General features: G+C 64.7%; 14 protein-coding genes. 6 read left to right on the top strand and 8 right to left on the bottom strand.

The features are described from left to right. Window positions 1–99: 99 nt before the first annotated feature. The 3 genes from B6V72_RS04325 (at window position 100) to B6V72_RS04315 (ending at window position 2,132) form a co-directional block, all read left to right on the top strand. Complete coding sequence (locus tag B6V72_RS04325) at window positions 100–846, top strand: N-formylglutamate amidohydrolase (RefSeq protein WP_088722313.1); 747 nt, start codon at window positions 100–102, stop codon at window positions 844–846. A 277-nt stretch (window positions 847–1,123) separates the two neighbouring features. Beyond that, complete coding sequence (locus tag B6V72_RS04320; RefSeq protein WP_088734818.1) at window positions 1,124–1,435, top strand: hypothetical protein; 312 nt, start codon at window positions 1,124–1,126, stop codon at window positions 1,433–1,435. 214 nt (window positions 1,436–1,649) lie between these two features. Next, window positions 1,650–2,132 carry a hypothetical protein gene (locus tag B6V72_RS04315; RefSeq protein WP_088734816.1) on the top strand — a complete coding sequence of 161 codons (483 nt, stop codon included), beginning with the start codon at window positions 1,650–1,652 and terminating at the stop codon, window positions 2,130–2,132. 90 nt (window positions 2,133–2,222) lie between these two features. Here B6V72_RS04315 and B6V72_RS04310 read toward each other — a convergent pair whose 3' ends face one another. From B6V72_RS04310 to dgcN, 3 genes are all read right to left on the bottom strand, one after another. Next, the gene (locus B6V72_RS04310) at window positions 2,223–3,083 is read right to left on the bottom strand and encodes a D-amino-acid transaminase (protein ID WP_075773977.1); all 861 of its coding nucleotides are present in this window, start codon (window positions 3,081–3,083) and stop codon (window positions 2,223–2,225) included. Between the two features lie 19 nt (window positions 3,084–3,102). Further along, on the bottom strand, window positions 3,103–4,065 hold the full coding sequence (gene dgcA / locus B6V72_RS04305; protein WP_075773976.1) for an N-acetyl-D-Glu racemase DgcA: 963 nt from the start codon (window positions 4,063–4,065) through the stop codon (window positions 3,103–3,105). 69 nt (window positions 4,066–4,134) lie between these two features. Next, a complete protein-coding gene (gene dgcN / locus B6V72_RS04300) occupies window positions 4,135–5,136 on the bottom strand; it encodes an N-acetyltransferase DgcN (protein WP_088719763.1) in 1,002 nt (333 codons plus the stop codon). Window positions 5,137–5,419: 283 nt separating this feature from the next. Here dgcN and B6V72_RS04295 point away from each other — a divergent pair, with 283 nt between their 5' ends. Continuing rightward, the gene (locus tag B6V72_RS04295) at window positions 5,420–6,376 is read left to right on the top strand and encodes an L-malyl-CoA/beta-methylmalyl-CoA lyase (RefSeq protein WP_075773975.1); all 957 of its coding nucleotides are present in this window, start codon (window positions 5,420–5,422) and stop codon (window positions 6,374–6,376) included. Window positions 6,377–6,567: 191 nt separating this feature from the next. On the opposite strand, the gene B6V72_RS04290 is transcribed toward B6V72_RS04295, so the two are convergent. Further along, window positions 6,568–7,035, bottom strand: coding sequence for a GyrI-like domain-containing protein (locus B6V72_RS04290; protein WP_088734814.1), 468 nt, complete (start codon window positions 7,033–7,035; stop codon window positions 6,568–6,570). A gap of 183 nt (window positions 7,036–7,218) precedes the next feature. On the opposite strand from B6V72_RS04290, the gene B6V72_RS04285 reads away from it, so the two are divergent. Further along, the gene (locus B6V72_RS04285; protein ID WP_075773973.1) at window positions 7,219–8,178 is read left to right on the top strand and encodes an acetyl-CoA carboxylase carboxyltransferase subunit alpha; all 960 of its coding nucleotides are present in this window, start codon (window positions 7,219–7,221) and stop codon (window positions 8,176–8,178) included. Between the two features lie 39 nt (window positions 8,179–8,217). Here the strand turns inward: B6V72_RS04285 and B6V72_RS04280 are convergent, their stop codons facing one another. Next, complete coding sequence (locus tag B6V72_RS04280; RefSeq protein WP_088727373.1) at window positions 8,218–9,438, bottom strand: MFS transporter; 1,221 nt, start codon at window positions 9,436–9,438, stop codon at window positions 8,218–8,220. A gap of 83 nt (window positions 9,439–9,521) precedes the next feature. On the opposite strand from B6V72_RS04280, the gene B6V72_RS04275 reads away from it, so the two are divergent. Further along, on the top strand, window positions 9,522–9,854 hold the full coding sequence (locus B6V72_RS04275; protein WP_075773971.1) for a helix-turn-helix transcriptional regulator: 333 nt from the start codon (window positions 9,522–9,524) through the stop codon (window positions 9,852–9,854). Between the two features lie 99 nt (window positions 9,855–9,953). On the opposite strand, the gene B6V72_RS04270 is transcribed toward B6V72_RS04275, so the two are convergent. The 3 genes from B6V72_RS04270 to B6V72_RS04260 are packed head-to-tail and all read right to left on the bottom strand — an operon-like array spanning window position 9,954 to window position 12,294. Continuing rightward, window positions 9,954–10,730: a lysophospholipid acyltransferase family protein gene (locus B6V72_RS04270; RefSeq protein WP_240496944.1), complete on the bottom strand. Its 777-nt coding sequence runs from the start codon at window positions 10,728–10,730 to the stop codon at window positions 9,954–9,956. Next, window positions 10,730–11,614: an FtsX-like permease family protein gene (locus B6V72_RS04265; RefSeq protein WP_088722625.1), complete on the bottom strand. Its 885-nt coding sequence runs from the start codon at window positions 11,612–11,614 to the stop codon at window positions 10,730–10,732. Before B6V72_RS04265 ends, B6V72_RS04270 begins: the two co-directional genes overlap by 1 nt. An 8-nt stretch (window positions 11,615–11,622) precedes the next feature. Beyond that, complete coding sequence (locus tag B6V72_RS04260) at window positions 11,623–12,294, bottom strand: ATP-binding cassette domain-containing protein (RefSeq protein ID WP_075773969.1); 672 nt, start codon at window positions 12,292–12,294, stop codon at window positions 11,623–11,625. Between the last annotated feature and the right edge of the window lie 103 nt (window positions 12,295–12,397).

The raw sequence follows: 12,397 nt of genomic DNA, 5'->3' as shown, positions 1-12,397 counted from the left end.
GGGCCAAGTAAGCGTATGGCGCAATTTGCCCCGGGCCGCAACTGGCGTGGCGCAATCTTTCCCGTTATCTGAGCCATATCGAGCAAGCGTGAAGAGAAGATGAACGAAAAACAGCCCTATTCGATCACGGGAGAGGCACGCACTGGACGCTGGCTGGTCACGTGCGATCATGCGCGCAACACCGTGCCCGGCTGGGTGGGCGGTGGCGACCTGGGCATCGACGCCGAGGATATGGCGCGACACATAGCCTATGACGTCGGCGCGCTGGGGCTGTCGGAGGCACTGGCGGAGCGGCTCGACTCGCCGATGATTGCCAGCGACTTCTCGCGGCTGGTGATCGACCCGAACCGCGGCGAAGATGACCCCACGCTGGTGATGAAGCTATATGACGGCACGATCGTCCCCGCGAACCGCCATGCCGACGCGGCGGAGGTCGAGCGGCGACTGGACCGGCTCTACCGTCCTTATCATGCGGAATATGCCCGGCTCGCGGCGCGGCGCGAGGATACGGTGATCTGTGCCGTCCACTCCTTCACCCCTCGCCTGCGCGGGCGCCCGCCCCGGCCGTGGGATGTCGGCATCCTGCACGCTCCGGCCGATCCGCGCCTCGCCTATGAGATGATCGCGGCCCTCGAGGCCGAGGGTGATCTCTGCGTGGGCGACAACCAGCCCTATCTTGGGCATCTTGAGGGTGACTCGATCGACCGTCACGCGCTGGCGCATCGCCGCCCGAACGTTTTGATCGAGCTGCGCAACGACCTGATCGCGACGCCGGAGCAGCAGGCGGCGTGGGCGGACCGCCTTGCGCCGATTCTGACCCGTGTTCTGGCGCAGAGCGGACTGTAATCGGCGACAGTGACGACTGCAGGGGCGCATTGTTTCAGCCAGACGCATGTGCAGCCACATTTTGATCACATTCCATTGACGCTTTCGTGAGCGCCAGGGCGACGACACGCTGCGCGGCAACCTCGGCGCTGACTACCTCTTCGATGCGGAAGGGGCTAACGCGCTGTATGGCGGCTATGGCGATGACGGACTCTATGCCAGCGATCTGGACGGTGCCCCCGACCTGCTCGATGGCGGCGCCAACAACGACTACCTGAACGGCGATGACGGCGACACGATGATCGGGGGCACCGGGTCGGATTTGTTCGGGGTCGACTGGAACGAGGGCGATGCGCCGGTGACGGTGACCGATTTCGGACAGACCGACCCGATCATGGCCGCACCCGGCGAGTATCTCGGCATCGAGGTCGACGACCTCGCGCAGATCTCCGACTTCACCGTCTCGCAAAGCGGCACCGATTCCATCGTCTCGATCAACGGCCAGACGGTCGCGACGCTCAAGGATGTCGAATATGCTGCGCTGAAGGCGGCGGGCGGCGCGATCTACGCCACCGACGGGATCAATTACGGCCAGCCGAGCTACGCCTGACCGCCACTCGAATCGTATCGGAGGCCGCCGACCACGCGGCCTCTTTCCGTTTTGGTAAAGCGCCCGAAATCCGACCGTCCCGGGACACGGCACCAATCCGCGCCATGCCGGCCGATGGTTAACGACATCTGAACAATGGAGCGGTCTCGGCGTCACAAAGCTTTTGCGCAAGCGATCAAATATCGCGACGATCAGGGCAAGTTCAGGAGAAACCATGCTCGCCTTGTTCATCGCCACCACCATCGCGTTATGCCTTCTCGGCTGGGCCGAGGGTCTGCCGCGCCAGCGTCAGGTTCGCGTCGCCTCTGCCGCTGCAGCGATCGCCGCTGACCCGTCGCATGGCGCCCGGTCGGACCAGACGCCCGAAGCCTCGGAAGACCTCGACGCTGCCGTGATGTCGCGCATCGAAACCTTGCTGGCGCATTCGAACCAACAGGCCGGCGCCCACGCAAAAGAAAACCCTGCGCCTGCCGCGGGTCCCGAACCGCTCCCGCGGATCGACGGGTTCGAGCCGGGAGACGCGATCGCCCTCGACTTCACCGGCGCTGCGCCGCGCCACGACGACATCACCTTCCGCACCTGCGCCGAAGGCACGCTGGTCGTGATCGACGGCCGGGCCGAGCTCGTCATCACCGGCGTCGCGCCAGAGCAACTCGCGCCCGACGCCTTCCAATTCCGCGCTCATGCGGCGGCCTGAGAGACACCGCCCGCATGACAGGAAAAGACCCCGGTTGGGCTGGCCGGGGTCTTTTCTTTTTAACTACAGGAAGTTGCGCCTCGGCGCGGATCAGATCGCGGCCTTGCGGCTCTCGTCGAGATAGATCTCGCGCAGTCGCACCGCGACCGGACCGACCACGCCCTCGCCCACCGTCTCGCCGTCGATCTCGACCACCGGCATCACGAAGGCCGAAGCCGAGGTGAAGAAGGCTTCGTCCGCTGCCTGCGCTTCCTCGATGGTGAAGGGACGCTCCTCGATCTCCATCTGCGCTTCGGCGGCGTATTTCAGCAGCGAGGCGCGGGTGATCCCGTGCAGTATGTCGTGGCTCAGGTGCCGCGTGATGATCTTGTTGTCCTTGACGATATAGACGTTGTTCGACGAGCCTTCGGTGACGAAGCCATCTTCCACGAACCACGCATCATTCTTGCCCGCCTTCTCGGCCGCCATCTTCGCCATGGAAGGGTACAGAAGCTGCACCGTCTTGATGTCGCGGCGATGCCAGCGCAGGTCGGGCAGCGAGATCACCTTGATGCCCTCTTTCGCCTTGGGATCGTCGGCGAGGTTCGGCTTCGACTGCGTATACAGCACCACGGTCGGGGGCGTGCCCTCTGGCGGGTAGTGGAAATCGCGATCGCCCGCATTGCCGCGGCTGACCTGGAGGTAGATCATCCCTTCTTCGAGATCGTTACGCTTGACCAGTTCGCGATGGATCTCGATCCATTCGTCGCGGGTCAGATCGCACGTCATTTCCAGCTCCGCCAACGAGCGGGCGAGCCGGTTCATGTGACCTTCGAATTCTAGGATCTTGCCATCCAGAACGGAGGTCACTTCATAGACCGCATCGCCCATGACGAAGCCCCGGTCGAAGACCGAAACCTTGGCCTCTTCCTCGGGCATATACTCTCCGTTGAGATAGACGATCCGGCTCATGTTCTCGCTCCTTGCAAACTCAGCCCCAGAGTTCCGGCTCCGGCGGCTCGACCACGCTGCCCTTGTAACGCAGCGGCACGTCGCGGTCTTCGGCCAGAAGCAGCGGGCCGTCAAGATCGACGTAATCCGCGCCCTGCGCGACCAGCATCGCCGGAGCCATCGCGAGGCTCGACCCGACCATGCAGCCCACCATGACCTTGAACCCCTCGGCGCGAGCCAGCGCCCGCAACCGAAGCGCCTCGGTCAGCCCGCCGGTCTTGTCGAGCTTGATGTTGATGACGTCATACTTACCGCGGAGGTTGAGAAGCCCGTCGCGCGTGTGGCAGCTCTCATCTGCACAGATCGGCACCAGACGCTCGATTTCCGAGAGCGCCTCGTCCCCCGCCGCGGGCAGAGGTTGCTCCACAAGGGCGACACCCAGCTTTTTCAACTCGCCCTGAATGTCGAGGAAGGTTTCCATCTCCCAGCCCTCGTTCGCGTCGACGATGATCTTCGCCTCCGGGGCGCCCTCGCGTACCGCGCGCAGACGTGGCATATCCTCGGGAGTGCCGAGCTTGATCTTCAACAGCGGACGGTGCGCATGTTCGGCCGCCGCCGCGCGCATCTTGTCGGGCGTGTCGAGCGAGAGCGTGTAGGCCGTGACCTGCGGTTCTGGCTTTTCCAGCCCCGCAAGCTCCCAGACCGGCACGCCCTTCTTCTTGGCTTCCCAGTCCCACAGCGCGCAATCCACCGCGTTGCGCGCGGCACCGGCGGGCAGCGCATCCTGCAACTCGGCGCGGCTGATCCCCTCGGGCAGGCTCTCGATCTGCGCCGTCACACTGTCGAGACTTTCGCCGTAGCGCGCATAGGGCACGCATTCGCCGCGCCCGATCTTGCCGTCGCGCTCTATGGTCACGCTCAGTACATGCGCCTCGGTGCGCGAGCCGCGCGCGATAGTGAAGACCTGCGCCAGCTTGAACGTATCATGGCTTACCCGGATCATCCGCGCCCCCTTCGACTTGGTCAGAATATCCCCGCCGGAGGCATCCGGCGGGTGTCACAGGCGAGACAATCAGATCGCGGCGAGCGCGTCCACCAGCTTGCCCGCGCCGAAGCGGAACGGGTCGGTCGCGGGCAGGCCCATTTCCTCCTCGACTTTGGCCAGATAGGCCTTGGCCTCGTCTTCCCCCATCTTCTGGGTATTGACCGAGATGCCGACCACCTGACAGGCGGGATTGGCGACCTTCGCCAGCGCGAGCGCCATGTCGCTGAGCTCTTGCAGCGAGGGCAGTTTGTAGCCCGGCAGCCCGCGCATATGGGTGCGCGTCGGCTCGTGGGCGAGGATCAGCGCATCGGGCTGACCGCCATGGATCAGCGCCATCGTCACGCCCGAATAGGAGACGTGGAACAGGCTCCCCTGCCCTTCGATCAAGTCCCAATGGTCGGGATCGTTGTCAGGTGTCAGGTATTCGACCGAGCCAGCCATGAAATCCGCGATCACCGCATCGAGCGGCACCCCGTCGCCGGTGATCAGGATCCCGGTCTGCCCGGTGGCGCGGAAGCTGGCCTTCATGCCGCGGTCGCGCATCTCGCGCTCCATGCAAAGCGCGGTATACATCTTGCCCGCCGAGCAATCGGTGCCCACGGCGAGGCAGCGTTTGCCGGTGCGCTTCTCGCCATTCGCGATCGGATATTTCACCGCCGGAATGCGCACGTCATGCAACTGACGCCCGCAGGCATCGGCCACGGCGACCAGATCGGGTTCGTCGCGCAGCAGGTTGTGCAACCCCGACGCGAGGTCGAGCCCTTCCTCCAGCGCCTCGACGAGCACTTTCTTCCAAGCCTGCGAAATCACGCCGCCGCGGTTGGCAACGCCGATCACCAGCGTCTTGCAACCCTTCGCGACCGCCTCTTTGATATCCAGATCGGGGATGCCCATGTCGGCTTGGCATCCCTCCATCCGGTACTGGCCGATGGCGTATTCAGGCCGCCAGTCCTTGATCCCCTGCGCCACCTTCGCGGCCAATGGATCGTGGGCATCGCCCAGAAACAGCAGATAAGGGGTGTCGATCAGCGACATGCGGGTCTCCCTGTGTTTTGTCTTTGTTTGTCGATGATATTAGGACGCGACGCAAAAATTTCTTGGGGATTTCCGTGCAATATTCACGCAAAAACGGAAGATCCTTCGATAAAAGCGCCATCGCGACGCAATTTCGTGCATCACGCGGATTTCGAGGCGCATCGGATGCTGCAGTGCGGCCTCGATTCTGCGCCTGCAAAATCGCCTTGCATGCGTCCGCGCAACAATATACCCAATCCGCAACAAAAAACGTAACTTCATTGCGAAAGGCCGCTTCATGAGCTTCCGCGTTCAACCTACGCCCCCTGCCCGCCCGAACCGCTGCCAGCTCTTCGGCCCCGGCTCGAACACCAAGCTCTTCCCGAAAATGGCCGCTTCCGCCGCCGATGTGATCAATCTCGACCTCGAGGATTCGGTCGCCCCCGATGACAAGGCGCAGGCGCGGCGCAACATCATTCAGGCCAGCCACGAGATCGACTGGGGCAACAAGTACCTCTCGGTGCGCATCAACGGTCTCGACACCCCCTACTGGTATCGCGACGTGGTCGAATTGCTCGAAGAAGGTTCCGAGCGCATAGACCAGATCATGATCCCGAAAGTCGGCTGTGCGGCGGATGTCTATGCGGTCGATGCGCTGGTCACGGCGATCGAAACCGCGAAGGGCCGCAGCAAGAAAATCTCGCTCGAAGTCATCATCGAAAGCGCCGCCGGTCTCGCGCATGTCGAGGAAATCGCTGCATCTTCTTCGCGTCTGCAGGCGATGAGCCTCGGCGCGGCCGACTTCGCCGCCTCGATGGGCATGCAGACCACCGGCATCGGCGGGACGCAGGAAAACTACTACATGCTGCGCAACGGCGAGAAGCATTGGTCCGACCCGTGGCACTGGGCACAGGCCGCGATTGTCGCCGCCTGCCGCACGCACGGGATTCTGCCCGTCGATGGCCCGTTTGGCGATTTTTCCGACGATGACGGGTTCCGCGCGCAGGCGCTCCGCTCGGCGACTCTGGGCATGGTCGGCAAATGGGCGATCCACCCCAAACAAATTTCCCTTGCAAATGAGGTCTTTACGCCGTCAGATGAGGCGGTCACCGAGGCGCGCGAAATCCTCGCAGCGATGGAAGAAGCCAAGGCACGCGGGGAAGGCGCGACGGTTTACAAAGGCCGTCTCGTTGACATAGCGTCGATCAAACAAGCTGAAGTGATTGTAAGACAAGCTGAAATGATTAAAGATTAAGCCGCGCGCGAACGAATCGCGATATAGTTATCGAATCCCGGAGCGGTTGGGAGGGGAGGCCCGGCCGCATGAGGGAAAAGGAGCGCCCTGGCCCCGTGCCGGGGCGTTTCCGTTTTCTGGAATCGGGCACTCTCGCCGCGTAACCTTTCTTAACAGCCCCGTGCGACCGCCCCGTGACAGACCGCCACCGCTCAGTCCTTGAGCGGCAAACGAATCTCCGTCAGCAGATTTCCGGGCTTCGGCTCGAAGGGATCGTTCAGATAGACCTCGTAGCGATCGAGACCGCGCGGCGCTTCGCCCGACGCGGGATACCACTCCTGCGCCAGCCAGCGGTACGCCTCGGGCAACTGGTCATAGGGCCCTGCGATCGTCAGGATCGCATATCTCCCTGCGGGATAGCGGATTTCCTCGAGAGGCGGGAAGATCACGAACCCCTCGCCCACTATGAAACAGGCATGCGAACGCAGATCCTCCGCCGGGACCGTGCGCGGATTGTCATGCCCGATCATCGCCGGATGCTCGACCTCCGCCCAAGACGGCTCGGGAATCAGCGAAACGAGCCTCCGGAACACCGGCGCCACCGCAGGATAGGGTCCGGTATGCGCCAAACCCGCCAACCGCACCGGCGGCAGCGTCCGTATCTCGACCTCGTAGGCCATCGCACCCTTCCTTGAAAGCTAACCGGGCCTCGCCTCGAGCAGTTTAGCACTCCGCGCGGGCCCGCCTATCTAGCAGGCTCCCGCCACCCGCACATCTGCGATAGGCTACCCATGCGCCACCCAGTTGCAATTCCCGAGCGTTGAAGACATTAAGGGCCCGAGTTTCCGGATGCGGAGTGATCCATGACCTATCTCGAATTCGAAAAGCCGCTGGCAGAAATCGAAGGCAAAGCCGAAGAGCTGCGCGCGCTGGCCCGGCAAAGCGAAGAGATGGATGTCGACAAGGAAGCGTCGGCCCTCGACAAGAAGGCCGAGACGATGCTGCGCGATCTCTACAAGGATCTGTCGCCCTGGCGGAAATGCCAGGTCGCGCGCCATCCCGACCGGCCGCATTGCAAGGACTATATCGACCAGCTCTTCACCGAATACACGCCGCTCGCAGGCGATCGCAACTTCGCCGACGACCATGCGGTGATGGGCGGCCTTGCGCGTCTCGGCGACAAGCCGGTGATGGTGATCGGCCACGAGAAGGGCAACGACACCGCGAGCCGCATCGAGCGCAACTTCGGCATGGCCCGCCCCGAGGGCTACCGCAAGGCGATCCGCCTGATGGACATGGCCGCCCGCTTCGGACTGCCCGTCGTCGCCCTGATTGACACGCCCGGCGCCTATCCCGGCAAGGGCGCGGAAGAGCGCGGCCAGTCCGAAGCCATCGCCCGCTCGACCGAGAAATGCCTGCAGATCGGCGTTCCGCTGATCTCGGTCATCATCGGCGAGGGCGGCTCGGGCGGCGCCGTGGCCTTCGCCACCGGCGACCGTGTCGCGATGTTGGAACATTCCGTCTATTCGGTGATCTCCCCGGAGGGCTGCGCCTCGATCCTCTGGAAGGATGCCGAGAAGATGCGCGAAGCCGCCGAGGCGCTGCGCCTGACTGCGCAAGATCTCAAGAAGCTTGGCGTGATCGACCGCATCATCTCGGAGCCGATGGGCGGCGCACAGCGCGACCCCAAGGCGACCATCGCTTCGGTCGGCTCTGAAATCTCGCTGATGCTGGCCGAGCTGGAGGGCAAGAAGGCCGCCGATCTCATCAAGGCCCGGCGCAAGAAGTTCCTCGACATGGGCGCGAAGGGGCTTTCGGCCTAAACCGAAACTCCTCCCGAAACGCAAAGACCAGCGCCGGCCTCACGCCGGCTCCGCCTGCCTGCGCATCAGCCCCGCCCCGAGCGCGAGCGCGATTATGACCGCGCCATAAATCTCGGTCGTCAGCCGCAGTCCCAGTTCCGGCACCGCCAGCCCTGCGAGCACCGCAGGCACCCCGAAGGCCGAATATGCCAGTGTGAACAGTGCCGCGAACAGGCCGCCACGCTCATCCGGCGCAGCCAGCGGCGCAAGCGAACGTAACACCCCCGCGAAGCAGGTGCCGAACCCGATCCCGGCGAGAATGACGCTCGCGATATAGAGCGGAAAACTCTCCGTCATCAGCGCCGCCAGCGAAAGCAGCGTGCCCAGCACCAACCCGTCCGTGCCCAGAAGCGCAATCCGGCGTGGCGCCAGATTGCGCGTCGCATAGCACGAGGCCGCTCCGGTCGCCGCCAAAAGCGCCACGATCGCGCCCTGCGCCAGCGCTGTGTGAACCTCGAAGACCTGCGCCACGATGGGCGCGCCCAGCGACAGGAACAGCGAGCCGGTCCCCCACCCCGCCACGACGGCAGGCGCGCCCCGCCGGAACGCTGCGCGAATATGCGGCGGGACCGAGACCTGCGGGCGCAGCGAGGCGAGCGTCCCCGCATGGCGCGGCGCGGTCTCCGGCGGCAGCCAGACCAGCAGCGCCAGCACGGCATAGACCAGAGCAAGTCCAAGGAAGGTCACCAAACGCGGCGCGGGCACATAGGCCAGCAATGCCCCACCCGCGAGCGCGCCGAGTGCCAGCCCCGCCAAGGGCGCAACTGCATTCCAGACCGCCGCCAGTCCGGGCCGCGCCGGCGGCTCGTGATCGGTCGAACTCGCGCTCAGCGTCGAGATCAGCAGACCGCTCGCCAATCCTTGCAACACCCGCGCCATTAGCAGCGTCGTGGCCGTATCGGCCCGGAGGAATTCGAGCATCCCGACCGCCAGCAGAACGAACCCCACTGAAAGGACGGGCCGCCGCCCGAGGTGGTCGGAGAGCCGCCCGAAGACCAGCAAGGTCACCAGAAGAGCCCCGGCATAGATCGCGAAGATTCCCGTCATCATCGCCGAGGAAAAGCCGATCTGCGCCTGCAGCACCGGGTAGAAGGGCGACGGCGCACTGGCCCCGGCCAGCATCAGCACGAGCCCTGCAAGGGCCAGAACGAAGCCCGCGCGGCTCCGCGTTGGCGGATTTGGAGAGGTGGGGCGCGGGCCGGGACGGGTCTCATCGGTCATCGCTGTCTCCTGATGCGATAGGTTCGAAAATTGTTGAACCTCCACATACTCGACACAGCCGATGGTTCAAGTATTATCGAACCATGAGCACGCCCCCCGAACTTCCTCACCCGCCCGCAGACTCGCTGTCGCTGTCGCAAGTGCTGTTCGCGCTCAGTGATCCGGCGCGGCGCGAAATCGCCCGCAACCTGCGCGAGGGCCCGCTTGAAGCCGCCGCCTGCAGCTCTGCGGGCGCGGGCGTTCCGAAATCTACGAAATCCCATATTCTCAAGGTCTTGCGGGAATCCGGCGTAATACGGAACGAGCCGAATCCGAACGGCCGCGGCCGCCTTCTCACCCTGCGCCGGGACGATCTCGAAGCGCGCTTCCCCGGCCTGATCGACCCGATCCTCGACGCCGATCTACGCGAGGGATGATCACGCCAACGTGTTCCGCGCCCGCGCTTCGCGGCGCCGCCGCACATCTTCCTCTTGGCTAAAATATCCCCGCCGGAGGCTCCCTCCCCCGGCATCCACTCAGGGCTTCGGCAGCTCGAACCCGGCCTCCGCCATGAGCGCATCGGAGCGCGGCTCCACCACCGCTTCGACCGCCGCCAACGTCTGTGGTGCCGAGCCAGCCGCGTCGATCACCGGCAGGAACTCGGTCACCGCCACGCCCGAGCGGATCGGCCAGCCTCGCTTGTTCCAGAACAGCCCGGCATTGGTCGCGGCGGGCACGACCGGCAGCTTCGTGGCCTCCGCCACCACCCCCACGCCCTGCTTGTAACGGCGTTTCTCGCCCGGCGGCACGCGCGTGCCCTCGGGATAGATGATCAGTTGGCCCAGCCCATGCGTCGCACGCGCCTCTTCGACCGCCCCAAGCATCACCTTCATCGCCTCCGACCCCTTGGAGCGATCGATCGGAATACACCCCGCCTTGTGCGCGAACCAGCCCATCACCGGCACGTTCAACAGCGCCTTCTTCATCACGAAAGCCCGGCGCGGCAGGTGATTGGCGAGGATAAGGATGTCGAAAAAGCTCTGATGCTTGGCCGCGATGATGCAGTCGCCCTGCGGCGGCGTGCCGCGCAACTCGTAGCGCAAACCCAGATAGACGCGCGCCATCGTCAACAGATGCTGCGTCCAGATCCCGGCCACGCGATGCACCCCGTCCCGCCCCTTTGGGAGCACCTGAAACACAAGGCCCCACGCCCCGATCAGCACCGTCGCGAGCGCAATGTGGACGTAGTAAATTCCGGTCATCACATGGGTCAGCGGCGTGACCTTTCCGGGTCGGTGCGAAGGATCGGACATCAGCGAAGTCTCCTGAGCATACGCAGCGCGGCGAAACGCGTGGCGGCAAAGGCCACGATCGCGGCGATCGGCGGAATGATCAATGGCCAGAGCCATGCGGCCCCGGAAAAGCCCAGGCCGGTGAGGAAGCCGCCCGCGGCCTCGGTCGAGGGGAGCAGCGCCACCGCGAGCATCCCCAACACCGTGCCCGCCACCGCACCGATCAGTCCGCGCGTGGTGAACCGGCGCACGAAGGCCCGCGCGATGAAGGCGTCGCGCGCGCCCACAAGCCGGAGCGTCGCGATCACCTGACCATTCGCGGCCAGCGCGGCCTGCGCGGCCAGCGTGATCATCCCCGCCATCGCGCCGAAGATCAGCAGCAGCGAGAGCAGCCCCAGCGTCCGGATCCGCTGCGCGGCGGCCACCAGCGGGCGCCGCCAGCGGGTATGGTCGTCGAAGATCGCGCCGGGCGCTTCAGCCTGCAGCCGCAGCCGCAGCCCCTCGGCATCGACGCCCGCGCCGGTCTCGGTCACCGCGATCAGCTTCGGCAACGGCAACGCATCCACCGGCAGATCGGGACCGAACCACGGCTTCAGCAGCCCCTTCATCTCGTCATCGCCCAACACCCGCGACGAGGCGACACCCGGCGTCGTTTTCAGCACCTCCTGCACGGCGGCAACCTGCGCATCCATCTGCTCGGGCGGGGCGGAGATGCGGATCGTGGCGGACCGCGCGAGGCTATCCGCCCAGCGATCGGCAAGCCGCCCGGTCGCCAGCGACAGAGCGAGCGCAAAAACCGCCAGAAACGCCATCGCGGCGGCCGTGAACAGGGTCAGCCGCGCGGTAAACCCGGTCGGCGGCACGACACGATCCGGCCCCGTGGTCTCGGATGCGAATGTCAGCATGGTCAGCTTCACAGATCGGCCCCCGCCGTATGCAGATGGCGCTTCGCGATCCGCAGCACCCGCGCCGAGACCTGCGGCTTCGCCTGCCGGATCAGGTTCAGATCGTGGGTCGCGATCACCACCGTCTTGCCCATCTTGTTCAGCTCGACCAGCAAAGACAGCAGCCGCAGCGACATCTCCCAATCGAGGTTCCCCGTCGGCTCGTCCGCAAGGATCACGTCGGGCGACATGATGACGGCCCGCGCCAATGCAACCCGTTGGCGCTCCCCGCCCGACAGCTGCGGCGGCAGCGCATTCGCCTGCCGCTTCAGCCCGACCCACGCCAGCAATTCGCGCAGCTGGGTCATGTCGGGGGTGCGGCGATTGACCGTCATCGGCAGCGCCACATTTTCTTCCACCGAGAGGTGATCGAGGAACTGGCAATCCTGGTGCACGACACCAATACGCTGGCGCAGCCCCGCGATTTCGTCGCGGCTCATCGTGCGCACATCCTTGCCGAACAGAGACAAATGACCCGCCGTCGGCAGCAGCTCCGCGTAGCACAATTTGAGAAATGTGGTCTTCCCCGCGCCCGACGGCCCGGTGAGAAAATGAAATGACCCTGGGGCAAGCGTCAGGGACATATCGCTCAATAGCTCCGCCCCGCTATAGCTCATCGCCACATTTTGCAGCTCGATCACTGCCAGCCCCTCTATTTGGTGCGCGTTTCGCGAATTAAGCGGCCCAAATCATTTGGACATTCCGCCCGCGCTTGCTACAACATAAGACAGTGGTTGGCCAGAA

This window comes from Thioclava sp. F34-6, from assembly GCF_002213235.1.
GTDB lineage: Bacteria > Pseudomonadota > Alphaproteobacteria > Rhodobacterales > Rhodobacteraceae > Thioclava > Thioclava nitratireducens.
Note: the sequence above shows the minus strand (reverse complement) of the source record. Positions and strands in the feature narration are given on the sequence as shown.